The organism is Flavobacterium flabelliforme, from assembly GCF_017948675.1.
In the GTDB taxonomy this organism is placed as follows: domain Bacteria; phylum Bacteroidota; class Bacteroidia; order Flavobacteriales; family Flavobacteriaceae; genus Flavobacterium; species Flavobacterium pygoscelis.
In genome coordinates, this window is sequence record NZ_JAGFBU010000001.1 from 1,103,337 (window position 1) to 1,124,692 (window position 21,356).

A 21,356-nucleotide genomic window follows, 5' to 3' on the forward strand; every position below is an offset into this window, starting at 1 on the left:
CAATCATCAGTTTTGGTAAATCTATCTGTACAACGTAAAGTGACCCACAAATTCTCTATCGTCTTTTTTATCATTCAATTTTAGAATGTACCAGTAATCTCCTGATGGAAGCTCTTCTCCGTTGTATTTTCCATCCCATTCTTGTCCTACACGATATGTTCCTATTTTACGACCGTATCTGTCAAAGATAGAGAAAACTAAGTCTTTATAGTTTACAGTACATCCAGGAGCCCAAGTATCATTTATATTATCTCCGTTTGGAGTAAAATTATTTGGAATACAAACGTCGATGTACGTAAAGTATCTAGTAGCCGTTGCAGTACAACCATTTGCATCTGTAACGGTAACGGTATAATCTCCTGATTTGTAAATTATAAAACTAGAAGTACTACCGTAGTTCTCGCCGTTGAAAGTATAAGTGTAGTTTCCTCCACCGCCTGTTGCAACAGCAACGATCTCATTTAGGCCACCATCATTTAACACTAATGTCAACGGATTTACTTGAATCACTTCAAAATTTACGGTTGGTTGTTCGCAACCATTTAAATTTCTTGCTATTACGGTATGGAAACCAGGAGCCACATTAGTAAATATACTAGAGCTTTGGAAAGTTCCGCCGTCTATAGCGTAATCTACTTCAGAAGGATCCGTGATACTATCATCAATAGTTATTGTAACAGTATTAGCAGCAGCATTGTTTACACAATCGTATTGTACAACTGCTTTTGGATTCATCGTTACTGATTCTTTTAACGGCGCTGTTACAACTGTAGTACAACCATTAGCGTCACGAATGTACACCGTATGATCTCCACCAGCTAATCCGTTAAAGTCAAAGAACGTTTGCGTAAGTGATCCTGTGGTATAGGTTCCGTTTCTATCATCTAAACTCACACTGTAAGGAAGCGTTCCTCCTTCTATGTCAATACTAAATGCACCATCTTTATCACCAGCACAGAACTCTTCATTGATTGATCCAGGTACTATGTCGCTTAGTAATTCTAAAGGTTCTTTAATTTCAAAATCATAAACTTCAAAACAACCATTAGCATCTTGAATTACTACTTGATAAACATCTGGAACCAAATTTTCAAACACACCTGTATCAAAGAATTGATCCATACGCGGAGAAATAGCATACTTGATTTCACCAGTTCCTCCAGAAGCAATTATTTCTATTCTTCCGTTTTTAGCTCCATTACAAGTGATGTTACTCACTTTAGGAGTATAAGATAATGAAGTTGATGGCTCTTTAATTTCAACAATTTGTGATGTTGAACTACAATCTCCGCTCACTACAATTACTTGATAGAAACCAGCAAGCAAGTTGTCAAAACGACCTGGAGTAGTTTGCACAGCGGTTGGAATAGCATTTCCTGCTCCATCTAAAAGTGTATACACATAGTTTCCTAATCCTCCGCTAGCATTTGCAACTATTACTCCTGTTGCACTTCCTTTACAACTTACCATTGCGTTAAGAACATCTAGATTTGGCAATAAAGGTTCTAAATTATCAATTTTAATATCATTAGAAGCAAAACTAATACAACCGTTAGCATCTTTAACATAATAGTTATAAGTGCCTACTATTACTGGGAAAGTAATAGAAGATCCTGTCATATTAATACTCGTTGCAAAATTTGGATCTGCACTATAAGTATAAGGTGCTTTTCCGCCTACTACACTCAAAGTAAGAGTCGCATCTGTTTTACAAGTAATTCCTGTAGCTTTTACTAAACTTGCAACTACTTTAGTAGGCTCGCTTATTACAATAGGAGTTGTAGAAACAGAAGAACAATTCCAAGTATCCGACACTTGAACTTGATAACTACCTACGCCTAAATTGGTGAAAATATTATCCAATTGTGGACCGTTGCTCGTAATAGTTCCATCAGTTAATGTGGTAATCAAAGTATATAAATAACTTCCAGATCCACCTGTTGGTGTACTTACGGTAATCGTTGCAGTAGTATCGCCAAAACAACTTAATAGTGTTGCACTTGCCGCAGCTGTAAAAGTAATTGGTGTAGGATTTGCTAATTGAACAATTATAGTATCTACACAACCTTTACTATCTTTTACATTAATGGTATAAGTTCCTGCTGTTAAATTTAAGAAGTCACTTACTGCACTATAGCTTACGTTGAGTGCAGGATTTGTAGCGATTAATTCGAATTCATAATCACCCGGCCATCCACCTGTAGCAGTAACAGAAATTGTTCCATCATTGTTACCTGCAATACAAGTAATTTCAGTATGCGTTTCTGCAATAGTCAATTTTGCATTTGGTTGACTAATGGTAAAATTAGTACTTGCCGTACAGAAAGGAGTATTTACTAATGTGGCATCAATTGAATAGGTACCCGCTTTTAGAGATGGTATAGTTACTGTTACTCCTGTTGATCTTGTCAAAGAAACAACTGTATTTCCTGCAGCATCCTTAACAATATAATCAAAGATACCTGCTTGATCTAAATCAGTAGCATTAATTACTCTATCAATAAAAGTAACTTGTGCACTTCCGTTAGCATCACCAAAACAAATTGCGTCTACTACTGAATCTAGTTTTAACTCAAAAGTATTTGGAGTATTCACATAATGATCCGTTCTAATTGTACAACCTGTTAATGGATTAGTAGCCGTAATAATATAATTTCCTATTGGTAAACCTGTGAAAATTCCAGTCGTATTGGTTTGCAAGATTACATTAGCATCTGTTTTTAAAACATAATCAATACCAGCAATTGCATTCCCTAAAGCATCAACTGCAGTAACAGTAATACTCTCTGGATTATTACATGTAATTGCCGTTGTTACTACTACATTAATTTGCTCTAATTTTGTGTAGGCAGGTATAGAAATAGCTACTGTGGTGCTTCCTACACAGTTTTTGTCATCATAAACATCTACAGTATAACTTCCACCTGCATAGTCTACTTCGATATAACTGTTACTAGGACCACGTTGTACTGACACGTTATTTTTAAAGAATTCATAGATGGTATAATTACTAGAACCACCTGCAACTCCGTTTACTGTAATAGTAGCAAAATTAGTTCCGTTAGTTCCTGCAGCACATGCAAATGGAGTGACTACTGGCGCAGGAACAGTTATTAATGCTGGCTCATCAACCGAGATTATAGCTGTTTCTTTACAACCTCTACCAGAAGTGATTTCGACAGTATATGTTCCTTTAGTTAAACCATTGAAAACATTATCAGTTTGTATCGCCCCTATTGTTGGTGCAATAATTTGATAGGTATAAATTGGATTATCGTTGATACCAACTGCTGCATTTGTCATCGTTGCAGTAATTGTACCGTCGTTTCCACCATTACAACTTACATCTGTACTTGCGAGTGCAAATCCAGTAATAGGCGTTGCAACCACTAAATCTACAGTAACAGAGAACGTACAATTTGTTGACTTATCTCTTACTTCAAAAGTGTTTAAACCAGAACTTACTCCTGTAAATTGACTTGTAGGTACATAAACACCAGTCCCTTTACGGTACTCATAATTTGTTGAACCACCCAAAGCAACTAAATCAACCACTCCATCGCCATCTGTACAACTCGGCAATGCCGTAATCGTTGCGTCAAGTCCTAATGCTGGCAAGATAGTAACTGCAGCAGGGAAAGTGAATTCGCAACCAAATCTATCTTTTACAATAAGATCATACGCTTTAGCCACATTTACTGTGAATGTTGTACTCGTTTGGAAACCGCTACCAATACTATATTCATAAGGAGCCATTCCTGTACCTATTGTTACCACTATATCATAAGTACCTGTTGCACTTGGACATTGTGAAACCACAGCTGCTGTAAATCCTGCTGGTAATGGATCAGTAACAACATTTATTGTTAATGGTGCAGAAATACAATTGTTACTGTCTTTTGCATACACATACCAAGTGGTGCTAATGGCAGGATCTAATGCTTCCGAATCACTTGGACCAAAAGTTCCTGGTCCTGCAGTAGTTGGTACAAATGAATACGTATATCCAGGTGTTCCACCATTACCGACTACAGTAGCTTGTGCCGCTGTTTTACAATTTGCATTATCCATATTTACTAGTGCAACAGTAACAATAGAAGGCTGTTTTACAACAGCAGTTGCTACCGCTTGACACAAAGTAGTATTGTCTAAAACTGTAATTTCATATGTTCCGTGACCTAGACCAGTTAGTGGAATTGTGCTAAGTGTACTATTGGCAACTAAAGTTCCAAAAGCAACACCGTCTTTAGTAATCGAATAGTTATAATTTCCTGAAAAACGAGATATGTTGAATTCTACTTTACCATCATCACCAGTATTACAACTCATATCTGCAACAGGTTGCCCCGTTACTACAATGTTTACAACTGCATCAACTGTAATTAATTCTTGGTAAGAACATCCATTAGCATCTGTTACTTTGAACGTGTATTCTCCTGGAAGTAAACCTGCAAAAACAGCTGGATCTGCAAATCCTGGTGTAGTAACTACAATAGGAGTTGCTGGAGCTACACCATTAAATTCGATTATTTCAAAAGTTAGTGCACCTACACCATTTGTTGCTTTTACTGAAATGGTAGACGTTGGTGTTGGGCAAATTGGTGCTACCGTAACTGTAAAATCTAAATCTGTTGGTTTATTCAACGGATTAATAGTTATTGTTTTTGGTGCTGTCTCACAACCATTAGCATCTTTTACCGTATAAGTAACCGTTTGGATTGCTCCATTATCATTGACAGTAAATGTATTATCACTATCATACCCATTTGAGTTGAAGTTGTAATAATAACCTGTTAAAACTCCCGTTTGTGTACCATTACTCGCTGCAACTGTAATTAATGTTGCAACACTACACGTATTGTTTGCAGGATATGAATCAGTTGCTGTTAATATTCCTGGTTCTGTAATAACAATTGCACCCGTTGCAACTGAACTACAACCTTTAGCATCGGTTACAACAATCGTGTAAGATCCTGCAGCTAAGCCTGTATAAATTCCAGATGAATCACCTGTGTTATTAATTGCTCCTGATAATACAAATGTATATGGTGCTACTCCATTTGCTGGAATTACCGTAATACTTCCGTTGCTTTCGCCATTACATTTCACATTCACTTGAGAGGTTGTGAAAGTTGGTGTACTTGGATTCGTTACCTCTACAGTATCCGTTGTAACAGTACAACTTGCAGCATTACTATCTGTAATCTCAAAAGTATAAATACCTGGTGTTGTTACATTCTCTGTAAAAGTTGAAACAACACCTCCTGTTACTGTTCCAACGGCTGTACCATTTAAATACATTTGGTAAGTATATGGTGCAACTCCTTCTTTAATATCAACTGTGATCTCAGCAGCTACTACTCCTGTACAGAACAAGTCTTTTGTTAAACTTGCAGTTGCTAGTAATTGTTTTTCAATTGTATAAGGCACTGTTTCTTCGCAACCATTGTCATCTTTTACCCCTAAAAGGTAGGTTCCTGGTGCGTTAAATGTTGCCATTTTATCTGCAATTGCCAAACCATCAACAGTGTATGATTTAACACCATTGTAAGTATTAGATAAAGCATCTAAATCAACTGTTAATGTACTTCCAACAAAACATAATGGAGCTGCTGGATCAATTGTAGGTGCTGCATTATAAATTATTGGAGTAGTTACTGGTGCAGAAACGCAACCATTAGCATCTTTTACATACACATCCCATGACAAATCAGTAAGGTTTGTACTTACTTCTAATACTGGATTGTCAGTATAAACTGTTGCAATTGGTGCCAAAGCACCTGTTTTTACAACTGCATAGGTGTACACTCCTGTACCACCAACTACGTTACTTACTGTTATTGTCGATTTTTGTCTTGAACAGAAAACTTTAGTAGCAGCTGTTGTGAATGTAATTGCAACTGGTTCTACTAAAGTAACCGAATCGTCTTTCTGACAACCAGTCGTATTATCAGTAACTGTAACTGTATACGTTCCTACTGAAAGACCTGTTAAGGTAATAACATCACCAACATTTGAAATTTGTGATGGGGCAAGTGGTGGTGAAGTTACCACTGAATAATTACCTGTTGCGCTAAATCCTGTTACCGTAAAGGTAGCAGAACCATTATTGTTAATTCCATTAGCTGCATTACAAGAAATGGCAGCTTTCAATGCTCCAACTATTGCAATTTTTGTTACCGCTTTAACTGGATATAATTCTTGATATGCACAACCATTAGCATCTGTAACTCGGAATAAGTAATCTCCTGGAAGTAAACCTGCAAAAACAGCTGGATCTGCAAATCCTGTTGTAGGAACTACAAAAGAAGTTGCTGGAGCTACACCATTAAATTCGATTATTTCAAAAGTTAATGAGCCTACGCCATTAGTTGCTTTTACTGAAATGGTAGATGAAGGTATTGGGCAAGTTGGTGCTACCGTAACTATAAAATCTAAATCGGTTGGTTTATTCAAAGGATTCACAACTATAGGCTGTGGTACTGTTGTACAACCATTAGCATCTTTTACAGAATATAGAATTGTTTGGATTGCTCCATTATCATTTACGGTTTTCGTATTTAATGTATCGTAAGAAAAACCATTATCAAAACTGTAAGAATATCCTGTACCTGTAGCTGTTGGTGTACCACCAGATCCAACAACAGTAATTACTGTCGCTGTACTACAAGTAGTATTAATTGACTGTGTTGCTGATGCAATTAATAATGGTGGATTATTAATTACTTGTGTTGCCACCGCAGAACTACATCCTTTAGCATCGGTAACAACCACACTATAAGTACCTGCTACTAAACCAGTATAAATTCCTGATGAATCACCGGTGTTATTAGTTGCTCCTGATAATACAAAAGTATAAGGTGCCACTCCTTTTGACAAGTCAACATTTACTGTCAATGTTGCCGTTCCACCAAAACATTCTATTGGTGAACTGATAACAGTTGAAGCAATTGCTGGATCTATTGGAGCAGTAACTTTAAATGGGTCACTTTGTACCGTACAATTGTTTGCATCTGTAACTTGGAAGACATAAGTTCCAACAGTGCTATTCGCATAAGGCGAAGTAATTGTTGCAAACGGTGCACTATCAATACTTACTGCAAAGGTATAACTTGCATTATTCCCATCAGTAGCACTAAAAGTAAATGTAGCAGCAGTTGTTGCTGCAGGAGCGCAAGTAAGATCCTTAACTTGAGTAACCGCTAATTGTAACGGTTTGTATACAGTAACTGCGGTAGCGCTAGTTGCAATACAACCATTGCCATCCTTTACAGTAACCGTATAAGCTTGTGTTGCTGCCGTTGGTGCAGGAACTGTAAACGTATACGTCGTACCGGTACTAGTAAAGAAATCAGTTCCGTTGATGCTAAAACTTAGTGGTAATACACCCGTTCCTGTAGCTACAAAAGTATAATTTCCTGCTGCAGTACATTGGTTTGAGGCCAATGTTGGAACTGAAACTGTTGGTGTGTCATCTTTAGTAATCGTAATAGGTATCATTGCTGTACATAGATTTGCATCTTGTACGTATACCTCAACAGCCCAAGTCATTCCTAAAGGTGTTGCTACCCCATTCGTTAATGTTGACGTATCTATAGTCGTGACATCAGAGAAAATTATAGCTCCAGAAAATCCTGGTGGAACAATAGCATACTTATAATTTGGAGTGCCTCCTGCCGGTGACATCGTAATTTGAGAAATAGGTTTATCACAACTCACATTACTTGGTACAGCACCTATAGATAAATCTAAAGCTGGTTCTGTGATAGTAACCGATTTAGTGATTTCACAATTGGTTGTAATATCTTTAATAGTAACATCATAAGTACCAATTGCTAAATCCTCTAAAGTAATTACATCACCTAATCTACTTGATATCACTGGTAATCCAAATGGAGTTGTTGCTACACTAAAAGTAAAAGCACCTGGAGCGGTTGTTGAACTTGCCGTAAAAGTAGCTTTTCCTGTAGCTCCGCCTTTGCATTTTACATTATAAACAACATTTGGTACTAATTGAAGTGCTGGCAATTTTTGTACTGTATATAATTTTTCATCAGTACATCCTTTGCTGTCGGTAACTCTAAACATATAATCACCTGCTAACAATCCTATATAAGTTCCAGACGTATCTCCCGAGTTATTAGGGAAAGATGGACCAGAAACCAAAGTATAAGTAACGGTACCAATACCTTTAGAATAATTGATTTTGACATCACTTGTTAATGCAGGACAAGTCATTTGAGTAGGCACAAATCCAGTAATTTTTGGAGGATCTAATGCATCAATAACTATAGGAATCATAACTGTTGTACAGCCATTACTATCTTTTACAATGATGTTGTACGTTCCTGCTGTTGTTGTTTTACGAATATTATTAGAGGAGTAACTAAATCCATTATCAAAACTATAAACGAAATTATTTGTACCACCTGATGTAGTAACCGTAATTGTTGCATCTATAGGATCATTTCCTCCACCACATCTCATTTGATCTACCACAATTGTTGGTATCGCAATTGGCGTTGGATCTGTTACAGTAACCTTAATTGTTTCAACACAATCATTAGCATCTTTTATATAATAGGTTACTTCACCTTCTGCTACTGTCTGATTAAATTCATTATTAGTTTCAGTTGGTAATGTAGGAGCAGCTCCTTTTTGATAGGTATAAGTTCCTGTTCCTCCTGTCGCATTAATTATTACAGTTGTGGCTTGACCCACACATAAAGGAATACCTGCTGCTGCTGTAGGAACAATTGGCACTAATGCATCAATTGTAGCGGTAGTTGTAGCAGTACACGTACCATCAGATACTTCAAAAGTATAATTTCCATCTGCTAAATCAGTAAAGATTCCAGTTGCAGCTCCAGTTGAATTTATAGTAGGACCAGCTGTAATAGAATAAGTATAAGTCGCGGGAAGAACGGTATTACCGCCATCCGCTTTCACAGTGATTCCACCATTAGGAACTGCAGTCTTACAATCTACTTTCTTAATTGCAATAGGATTAAGTGTTAATTGCTCTTTAACCGTAAATGGCGCCGAAGCAATACAACCATATCCGTCTTTGATATTCAGTGTGTAAGTACCTGGTGTCAGATTAAATACATTATTATTTGAATACCCACCTATAATCGCACCTTGATTTACGCTGTACGTAACTGGTAAAATTGTTGTAGCATCTGCTGTAACAGTTACAGCGATTGCTGTTCCTGTATAACATAATGAAGCCGGTGTAATAGTTCCAATTGCAGGCGCTATTTCTGGATCAACAGTCACTGGAGTACTTTGAATACATCCATAAGCATCTTTAGCATATACAATATAATTACCTGTTACACTTGTTTTATAAGTAGTGCTATCAATCCATAATAAACTTGAAGCTGTAGGAGGAGTTGCTGTAGCCAATAAATACTGGTACTTATAAGGACCAGTACCTTTTTGTGCACTAGCCGTAATCACTCCTGAATTAGCATTACAGTTAACTTTTTTAGTGTTAGAAGCTGTAACGGTTAGTAATTCTAAAGATTCTGTGATGTTAAAGTTAGCTGTTGCAACACTACAACCTGCATTTGTTCCGCCTACATCCTCTTTAATTAATATATAATAAGCACCAATTGGCAAAGGACCAATATTTACAAACGATATATTTCCGTTTGCAGGTACAGTTCCAACTCCAGTTATTGAAGTTGATGTTTTTGTTGTAGCCTCAAATATTTCGTAGGTAATTGGTGTGCTAACCGCATATAAACTAGTTACACTAAAAGCAACTTTCCCGTTTGAATCTCCTTTACAAGCCACATTACTAACTGCAGAAACTGCTGCAACTAGTGTAGAATTAGATGGTATAGCTGTTGCTGCAGGGCTTGTAAAATAACATCCCGTTAGACTATCAAAAATTACAAATGAATAGGAAACTCCAGGTGTTAAATTGGTAAACGTAGCTTTTTTACTTCCGGTGCTCGATTCTGCCAACCAAGTTCCCGCAGGATAAATTTGTGGTTGACCCGTATAAATTTGGAAAAAGAATGGTCCATTACCCGTAATATTAGTAGAAAGTGCTCCCACTGCAACAGTGGCTGAACCACCAGTTGTACAATTAGCTGGAGGCAATACTACCGATATATCAAGATCTTTTACATCCGAAGCCACTTTTAAATCTGCCACAATTGCCGTACAACCATTTGCATCCTTAACGATAACTTGGTAAATCCCTGGATCTACAACATTAAATACGACAGTTCCTCCCGTTTCACCTAATGCAGAATTAGTATAAAATTTACCTGTAACAAAATAATCATAAGGAGCTTTTCCTCCAGTTACACCATTGATTGTAACAGAACCTTTAGAAACCCCAAATGCATCACAAGTGATTGGAGCCGCTACAGCATCTATTACAATAGCAGGAGGATCAGTAATAGTGATTGTACTAGTAGTTGCACATCCTCTAGCATCAGTAAGGGTTATCGTATAAACACCTGCTTTTAAACCAGTTGTTTGTTCCCCATAATCTTTACCAGTTGTATTATTTTTTACATTTATAATAAAAGGAGCTGTTCCGATAGTATTATCGTACGTAACTACAATTTCTGCCGTTTCCTCATCGTGACATAAGATCATTTTGTTGATTGGCTGAACAACAGAAGTTATTACAGGAATAACCGTAGGAGTAACCAATTGCTTATTCGTTTGTACTGTACATCCTTTGCTATCTGTAACAAGGAAACTATAATTTCCAGGAGTTGCAAAAGTATTTGTAAAAGTAGTAGTCGCTATTCCCGTTACCACTGATCCAACAGTTGTTACACCATCATAAATTTGGTACGAATACGGTCCTGTTCCGTTTGTTATATTTACTGTAATAGAGGCATCAATTGGTGCCACACAAGTGATATCTTTATCTAGGAATGAAGTAGCTAAAATTTGTTTGTCAACCGTATAGTTTACAAAATCGTCACAATTATTAGCGTCTACAACTCCCAATTTATAGGTACCCGCTGCAGTAATACTGTAGGTATTTCCTGTTATAGGTATCCCATTTACAGAATATTTTAATGTTCCAGTACCAGTGCCTGTAAGTGTAATCGTAAAAGGACTACCATTAAAACATTGTTGTGCAGGAAGATTAATTTTAGCCGCAGGATCTTTTACGATTGTAACTGGCGTTGCTAATTGCTTTTCGCATCCGTTAGCGTCTTTTACCCATACATACCAAGTAGCGGTTGCTGGATTTAAATTTGCTGTATTTTTATTTAAGATATAATCTCCCGCAGCAGGATTTCCTGTAGTGCTTATAAAAGCATAACTGTAAGGTGATCTACCACCAGCAGCGGTTACGGTTACAGTCGCTAAAGGAGTATTACAATTCGCATTTTTATTAGATGTTAATGTCAATGTTACAGCAGTTGGCTCAGCAATGGTAAATGTAACATCTTTACTACAACCCGTAACATTATCAAGTACTCTTAAAGTATACGCTCCTTGTACTAATCCCGTTACATCAATGGTCGTATTAGTTGTAGCACCTACCGGAGTTATTGTTCCTGTTCCCGAAACTAAACTAGCCGTATAAGTTCCTGTAAATCCAGAAACCGTGATTTTTACGGAACCTGTAGCGTCTCCATAGCATTTAACATCTATTTGCGATGCTACAACTGCATTAATAGTAACGAGTGATTTTACGGTGTAAGATTGTGTATCTGTACAACCGTTGTCATCCGTAACTTTAAACACATAAGTTCCCGCAATAAGATTCTTAAATTCACCTGGCGTTGCCGTAGTGGTTCCAGCTGATGGACCAGAAACTAACGTATAAGAAAGTGGTGCTACTCCAGTACCTGCTATTGTGCTAACCTGAACGGTACTTGTGGTACTAGGAAGAGGTGCACAGTAAAGCGTCGTTCCAGTAATTAGTGCTAACTTAGGGATGTTAAGAGCAGCAACAGGAACAGTGATTACAGCAGCCAAAGTACACATATTACTATCTTGCACTTGTACCGTAACATTCCCAGCAACTCCAATAGCATACGTATTTGAGGTATCGAATGCTCCTCCGTTAAAACTATATTTATAAGGAGCAGTTCCTGTAGTAGGAACGTCAACTGTAATAATTGCATCTTGAGTTGCATTGAGAGCACCACAAGAAAGCGGTGTAGTGACTGTAGCAGTTGTTACTAATTGAGTTGGTTCAGATAAAGTAATTGACTCACTAAAAGTACAATTTTTACTGTCTTTCATTACAACATCATAAGTTCCTGCCGTTAAGCCAGTAGCCGTTATACCATTAGCAATAGTAGAAAAAGCAACTACACTTACCCCTTTTTTGATGGAATAAGTAAATGGTGCTAATCCTGTTGGATTCGTGATAGTAATCACTCCATTAGAACCTCCAAAACAACTAATATTAGTTTTGTTACTTAAAAAAGTAGGTGTTGTTTTTTGTGTTATTTCTATAATATTGGAAACCGCAGTACATCCTGCGTTATCCGTAACTCTAATTTGGTAATTACCTGCAACGGCAACATCAAACGGTGAGTTTACTGGTGTCCAAGCACCTGCTCCGTTAAGTTGTACTTCATAAGAAGTATAAGTTTTAGAACCTTCTGATGCTACAAAACTAATTCTTGCATCACTAATACAATCTAAATCTTTAACACGAGTAGCTAAAATAGTTAACTCTGGTTTTACGATATAGGTTGCCGTTGCCGAACAATTGTTAGCATCTGTTGCTATTATGGTATAAGTTCCACTTGCTTTAATATTATAGTTAGTTCCTGTAATGGCTGTACCATTTACAGTGTACTTATGCGTTCCTGTACCTAAATTAAATAATGTAGACACATCTAGTGATGGTGTTGATCCTGCAACAAAACATAGTGCCGCTGGAGCTGGTGTTTTTGTTGATGGTGACGCATCTCGGGTAATTACTCTATAAAAAGGTCCAGCAATACAACCATTCTGATCCATAACATATACATCCCAATCTAAATTAGTTTGATTTACACCTGTATTAATAGTAGTATTTGTAGTTGCAAAAGCTCCTGCTGAAGGTTGTGAAGCTCCTTTTACAACATATGCATATTTGTAATTCTTTATTCCACCAGTGGCATTAACCACAATAGTAGACTCCGACTTATTACAATTTACATTTGTTGCAGTAACGGTGTCAATGAGAATTTGTGTTGCAGCAGCAACCACTACTGCATTTGAAGTTTGAGAACAGCCTGTTGTTTTATCCGTAACTGTTAAGGTATAGCTACCAGTTCCCAATCCTGTAACTTTAACTTCATTACCTGTCTGGACAATTGTTCCTAAATTCGGACTCAATACATAAGTAAAATTAGTTGAACTACTAGGTTCCGTAATGGTAAAAGTAGCAGTACCATCTTTAGCATTAAAACATTTTTCGTCTGTTTTTACTCCTGAAACTTTAATTTTAATTCCATCTGCAATAGATTGTGATACTTGTTTAGTACATCCGTTGGCATCTTTAACTTCAAATGTATAAGCTCCTGCAATAAGACCAGAAAATGTTCCACTAGAAGTAGTTCCTACTAAAGTAGGACCAGAAATTACTGTATACGTATAAGGTGCAAGTCCTCCTACTGATGTTAATGTTAGGCTAGTAGTAGTAAAACCAGGATTACATGTTATAGCTGCTGGTGTAGAGAAATTAATTCCTGTTGGCGGAGTTAATTTTTTAACCGTAATGTCTTTAGAAACGGTAATACAACCATTTACATCTTTTACTTGGTAAGAGATAATTTGATCTGAAATACCATTGTCAACAACATCATAGAAATTATCTGCTATATAAGCCTGTCCTTTAAAACTATATTGAAAAGGTGCTGTTCCTCCTACTGCCGTAACAGTAACTCTAGTAGTCGTACTACAAGTTGTTGTGGGCGGCGCAGCTGCTGAAGCTGATAAAACATCAGTAGGTTCCGTTATAGTAACTGATGCAGGTGTAGATGTACAACCCAATGCATCGGTAACTACAATTTCATAATTACCAGCAATTAATCCAGTAATACTACTAGTAGTAAAAGTAGCCGTTGGAGCTGTGGTTCTTTTTATACTATACGTAAATGGCGCTTTTCCAGAAGGATTTGTAATCGTAATACTTCCTGTAGCATCCCCTTTACATTTTACATTTTCATGATTAAAAGAGTAAGTAATAACAGTAGGTTTGGTATTTACAACAACGTCTGTTGAAAAAGCTTCACAAGCAGGTGTAGCAGAATCTGTAACTTTAAATTTATAGGTTCCAGCAATAGCCGTTACATATGGACTTGTAGTTGAGGTATAAGTCGTACTTCCATTAAAAGAAACAGCAAACGTATAAGCTCCCTTTCCTCCTTTTGGTGTTAAATCAATAGTGGTATTTGGCGTACACGTTACATCTACTTTTGGTGTTGCTATTAGTGTTAACTGTTCTGCAATTACGTAAGGAGTAGTAGCTACACAACCAAAACCGTCTTTTATCGCTAGCGTATAACTTCCAGGTGTTAAACTAAAATTTGAACTTGCTTGAAAATTAATACCATCTTTACTGTAAGTTGGAGTTCCTACAGTAGTTCCTGTGATATTCACCGGTATTGGTGTTCCCACATAACAAGGTGGAGTTAATGGATTAATTTTTGGAGCGTCTTCTGAAGCAATTGTGATTGTTTTTTTCACAAAACAATCATTACTATCTTTTACATAAACATCAATAAGAGTTGTTAAATCAGCAGTATCAACAATTAAGTTTGCATTGTAAGCAGTAGTTGGAGCCGTTGATGGACTTATTGCGTAGGCATAACTGTACCCTGGAGCACCTCCTAATAATCCTGAAATGGTTAATGTAGATTTTGTAGTTTTACAATTAATTTTTGTTCCTACAGCAGTAAAGTTAATTTGTGTGGCTGCTAAAACGGTCACTGTAGCAGTATTTGAGGTACAACCCGTGGTAACATCTTTTACTGTTAACGTATAAGTTCCTGCTGCCAATCCTGTTACTTTAATTTCATTCAAATTCTTAGTGATTTGAGTAGGAAGTACCGCAGGGGCTGCAGGTGTTAAAACATAAGTGTAATTTCCAGGCGTACTTGCGCCAGTAATATTAAAAGTTGCAGTACCGTCTTTAGCACCAAAACATTTTTCGTCTGATTTTGATCCTGAAACCGCTATTGTTGCCGCTGCATCTATTGTTTTTCCACCAGTTGCAACGCATCCATTGGCATCTTTTACTTGAAAACTATATACACCTGAAGTTAATCCTGTAAAGATTCCGGAGGAAACACCAGAAACATTTGACGTAGCACTTGCCGGTGCCGTTATTGTATATGTAAATGGAGCAATACCTGCATTTGAAGTCAAAGTAAGACTAGTTGTTGTAGCGGTACATGTAATTGTTGTTGGATTTGAAATTGTTATTCCTGTTGGCGGATTGTAAGCTGGGATAACAATGGTTTTAGTATCAAAACAACCCTTATCATCTTTTACTGAATAAGTAATAGTTTGTGCAGTTGCTGTATTGGTAAAAGTTTTCGTTAATACATCAGAATAATTGGTGCTTCCGTCAAAATTATAACTATATACTCCTGATCCACCTATTCCCGAAAGTGTAATTACAGTTTGAGTATTACAAGTTGTATTAGGTGCAAAGGTAGCCGAAGCGACTACTTTACTTGGATTATTTAGAGTAATGGTATACACTGGAGAAACACAACCATTATTATCTTTTACCTGATAAGTGTAATCTCTTTTGTTAACTGATCCTACAAAAGCGTTTAATCCTTTTGTTGTATCAGGTGCAGTAAAACCACCACCATTAAAACTAAATGTATAGCCTGCTGAACCACCCGCTGGAATAATTTGTATTTCGCCAGTAGCATCATTATTACAGCTTGGATCTGTCAATTTAAAAGTAGCCGTAGGATTTGAAATTGCGCTAACGGTTGCATCTGTTGTAGTGGTACATTTGTTAGCATCAGTAATTTCAAAAACATATTTGCCTGATGCAGTAGCGGTATAATTAAAAGGATTGGTATTGATGTTTACAACGCCAGAATAAACGCCTGCATCTTTTTTCACTCTATATGTGTAAGGAGCCGTACCATCTTTTACAGTAACTTGTATTGTAGCATCTTTAGGATTATTACATGTTAGTGTTTTTGTTACTTTGGCTTCAGCATTAACTTGTGCATTGATGATTTGTGTAATTGGCGTAGCTGTACAACCTTTGCTGTCTGTTACTATAATGGTATGATTACCAACGACCACATTGCTGAAAGTATGAATAGAAGTATCTGTACTGTTATTGGAAGTTACAGCACTACTAGTATCTAATTTAAAGGTATAAGGCGCTGTGCCTCCTGATGCTTTAATTACTAAAGTTGCACCTGATCCAGAAAAACATAAGTTTGAAGAAACATCAATTACTGCTGTTGGCGCTACTGGTGCAGCAATAACAAGATCAGTATCCCTATCATCTGTACAGCTATTCGCATCTGTACCTCTAACTTTATAAGTCCCTGGTAAAACACCTGTTAAAATTCCGTTTGAAGGGAAATTTACTACTGCAAAAGGAGTTTTTGTATCAATTAATTGATAAGTATAGGCTGGAGTTCCTCCTACTGCCGTTGCGGTTACAGTTGCACCTGCAGGAGTACATTTGGCATCTGTTGCTGAAGCATTAACTTCTAAAGCAAGTGGAGATGTGATTGTTTTTGGAATTGCTACAAGACATGTTCCTGTAGAAGTCGCATCATAACGAATTTGTACGTTGTATGTTTTATTAGTTAAACCAGTAATTTTATAAGTAGCGGCCGTTTGAGTAATCCAATTTACACCATCTATTGAATATTGGTACCCATAAGTTGTATTAAAATTTTCTGCATTAATAGTAATTGTACCGTCAGATTTTCCAGCACAAGTAACATTCGTAGTATTGGTTACACTTGCTTTAAAAGCTTTATCGGTAGCCACAGAGAATTTAAATTCTTTAAGAGTAATACAAGATTTTGGAAGCTGATAAACAGCAATATCATCTATAGCTACATCATTACCGTCCGTTTGTTTAACATTAGATCGTATTACAAAATTTAAATTGGTGTTATTTCCTGGATTTAAAACCAAACCATATTTCTGCCAATCATTATTACCAACAGATTTAGGAATGTTCCCTGTAGCAATACCATCTACAACATTACCACCAGCATCTACTAATTCTATTCTGATATCTGGATCAAATCCGCTAGTTCCTGTTCTTAATAAGTTAATCGCATACAATTCAACATTTATCCCTTGATTAGGAATAATATCTTTAATACTTTTCTGGTATAAAATAGCTGTTACTGGTATTTTATCACCAATATTAACTGCTAAATACCTTCCTTTTGTAATGGCAGGAACTTTAGCTGGAGTATGGTCTACTGGATTTATCCAACTACCAAATGGAGAGACAACTTTTGCAGTAACCGAATAATCACCATCGTTAATAGCAATATTTCCGTTGCATTTTGTAGCTTCTACTTGTCTTTCAAAACAATAATAAGTTGTATTAATTCCTGGTGAAGTGGTATCATCTCCATAACCGAAATCTTCTCTTAACAAATTACTGTAGGTAGAGACAGAAAGCAATTTATATTTGACACTCACAGTATGTTCACCAGAAGGGACATTCAAAAACACTTTAGGATTGGCTGTATTAGGATTTACTGCACCATCTAATAAATATTCATAAGCAAAATTAGAACCTCCATTATTGGTAACGGTAACTGTACTTGTTGCAGTACCGGTACAATTAAACAAAGGAGAGTCTATATCAATAGAAGGTGGTATTGGTTGTGGATCTATAATAACCTTCATAGGATACACACACTCATTAGCATCTTTTATATAAACGGTATAAGATCCTGGAGCTAAATATTTTTCTTTGATGATGTCATATGTCGAACCATCAAAACTATACAAATAAGGATTTGCACCCGCTATAGGAGTTCCGCCTTGAGGATTAGTGATTCTAACTTTACCTTCCCCACCTGGTCCACAACCAGCTAATTCAGAAACTCCTGCTGAAGCCGTAAGTTCAGCTGAAGGTTGCCCTAAAGTTACGTCTGGTTTAGTATCAAAACATTCATAAACAGTTCCGTCAGTTGCTGTTATACTATATTTTATTTTAGGACTATAAGTACCTATTGGAAGACCAGAAAAATTAGGATTAGAAAAATAATTTGCGCCATTGTTGATACTATAAGTAATAGTATACCCATTGTCATTCGTTACATTAAAGGCTATACTTCCTTTATCACCATAACATTTAACGTTTGAGGGTACTACAGTATATACCGGAGTATTATTACGACTCACTGTGATTTTATCTATTTTATACTCACAACCCGCTTTATCGATCGCAGTTATAGTATAATCACCAGGAACAGTAACTTGAAAAAACTTACTAGATTGATCAAAACTACCATTTGGTCCAACAATATTATAAGTGTAATTTGGAGTTCCACCTTGAGTAGTAATAGTAATTTCTCCATTTGAGCATGCTGTTAAAGGCTTTGAAATTGCAGCGGAAGCTTTAAAATTAGATTTAAAAATTTCAACTGTTTTAGTATTTTCACAACCATCATCGGTTACTGTTTTTACATCATACTTACCTGGACTTAAATTATTAAATGTGTAACGATCATCATTAATAAGTGCGGATGAACTAACTAAATCTGTTGTACCTGCTTTATAAACAAAATATTGATATTGTGCTCTTACATCTTTTGCTTGTACCTCAATTTTTCCATTTGTACCAGGACAATTCTCACCAATCACATTCACAGTGGTAGAGAAAATCTTTTTTAAGATAGTTGTTTTAACCGTAAAATCACATGGTGTACCATTCACAATTTGTCTTATTGTAATGGTATAGTCGCCTTCAGCTACATTATCAAAAATATTTGAAGTTTGAAAATTCACACCATCCTTACTGAATGAATAACCTGCTGGTCCCACATTCTCGACAATAATCTGTCCTTTAGTAGTACATATTATATCTTGCTTTTTAATTTTAGGATCTAGATCATTTTTATAAATATTAAAATAATGTCTAGCTACACAACCACCTGCGTATGTTATTGTAACTCTATATTGACCTGCATTTTCTGCTTTAAAATTTGGTCCATTAGCACCCGCAGAGCTCCAAACACAACTTAAGCTTTCATTAGCACAAGTATCAGCTAAAAGAGGATCAACACAAGTTGTTTTTTCCCAAACAACGACTGCTCCAGTTATACCCGTTTTTATATCTTTAAAATCTTTTTTACCACATAAAAATATTTTTGGTAAAAACTTATTATTATTTACACATCTTTCTGTCACATCATTATCCGCGTATGGAATAACAGGATTGACATAAGTACTTGTCGCATCATTAACTATTATTTCCTCAATAATAGGTTTATAACAAGCATTCGAGGAAGTGTTCTTTACATAATAGGTTCCTGGTGCTAAAGCTTTATAAATCTGGCCCGTTGCAATTGTTGGACCATTTTTAGTTTTAGACCATACATAAGTATCATAACCGTCCGCCGCTTTTAAATCTACCGAGACTCCACAAAACTGATATTCCTGTACATATTTACAATCTTCAATTCCTACTAAAAAATTAGTTGGTGCTGGTGATCCAAGCTCACAAACACTATATTTTGCGTAACTTTCTGTATCAACTTGTACTTTATTCTCGTCTCCGTTATATTTAGCAAATGCCTGATTTTTAATTTCGCTATTACAAATTTTACTCAAAGCATAACAGTCCTCAATAACGTTAACTTTAAACCATATGTCATAATGAAAATAAGGAGCAGTTCCTGCATCATTCGTTTTCTTAACTAAACTATTATTTACTGTAAAAGTTAGAGTTTTGTTTCCGGGTGTGTAAACATGACTAACTCCAGCTGGAAGAACTAAAGAAGACTCATCAAAAATAATATTGTCTGGTAAGACATCTTTAATTACCAAATTTTTAGCATTGTCATTACCTTGATTTTCGAATCCTATTTTGTACCAAAGTGGATCACCTTTATGTACATTATTTCCGCCAATTTCTGTAGTTGAATTATATTTATCCAAAACACTTTTGGTCAAAATAATCTTTGGCTCTATAATGTCTAATGCAATAGCATTAAAATAATAAAAATAAACATCTTGACTACTTCTTAAACCAATTGTGGCTTTAGTATCGCCATTTTTAATTACTTTATTACTATTATTTATAATGTCAAGAATTCCAGCATCATAACCTAAAGTATTTTCACTTGCTGGATTACGATTCAGAAAATTTTCAGTTTTTGAATTAGTAGGATCAATATAAGTTACCGTGCTGTTAAAAAAATTATTTGGTGTTCTAATTACGGTACCAACACCATTTGTTGCACTTACTACTGAATTATTTATCATTAAATAATCTCCTGGAATATTTAGATCACCCTCTAAAGCAGAAAAAGCAAATTTTGCTCTAACGGGACCGTTTGGAATTGTTCTAAAACCAGAGACTTGGATATCTAAATTTACAGTTGAACTTATTGCACTAAATCCATCAAATGAAGTAATTGATTTTGCCGGTAATTGGGGGTCCTCATAAACTACAAAAAGTGACCATCCTGCCGATAATCCAGTACCTCCATTACTTCCCACTGCTGAGGATACGTTTGCAATAGTATAATTACCTTGTGGATTTGGATTTCCGCTTCCTGTTACTAAACTTGTAACATCGGCATAACAGGCATACGGAAAACTTGTACCTACGGCGGTATTTCCCGAATTATGAATTACTGTACCAACAATGTCATTATAACCACCAGTAGGCATTTTAAACTTAATATTTTTTATATCAGTTGTTCCTTTAGTCACTGCACCCCAATATAATCCTGCATAAACAATTTTGTAACAGCGAGGGTTACTAGGATTTGGGTCTGAATTTGGCACCACTAATTTGGCACTACTTGAATTAAAAATACCTGATACGCCATTATCTATATTGATAAATTGCATATCAAAACTAGAGTTTACATCTGTTCCATTATAGGCATCATTTGGTTTATTATTTTTACCATCATTCCTATTAAGAATACTATTACCGATTAATAACATATCCCCTTTTATATCCTTATTATATCTAGGAGTAAAAGGCACATAGTTTTGCGAATAGGAAAGAAAACTTTGTAAAAAAATAATAGTAAACAAACTTATTTTAAAAAAAGTAGTTTTATGCATGGTATTTATTGTATTAAAGATTTGGGAGGATTTGGGAGCCCAAAACTTGGTTTTTTTCAATCAAAATAATTTGATTGTGGTTGTACTTAAACTTTTTTTTT

The 21,356-nt window shown here is 36.0% G+C and carries 1 protein-coding gene; it reads right to left on the reverse strand.

Annotated features, from left to right (window positions below; genetic code table 11):
* Nucleotides 1–21: 21 nt before the first annotated feature.
* Entirely contained in the window at nt 22–21,255 is a 21,234-nt protein-coding gene (locus J3S90_RS04885; protein ID WP_210645114.1) for a T9SS type B sorting domain-containing protein, read from the reverse strand.
* Between the last annotated feature and the right edge of the window lie 101 nt (nt 21,256–21,356).

Coding starts and splice junctions, on each gene's coding strand:
- J3S90_RS04885 (WP_210645114.1), bottom strand. CDS start 21,255: ATGCATAAAACTACTTTTTTTAAAATAAGTTTGTTTACTATTATTTTT.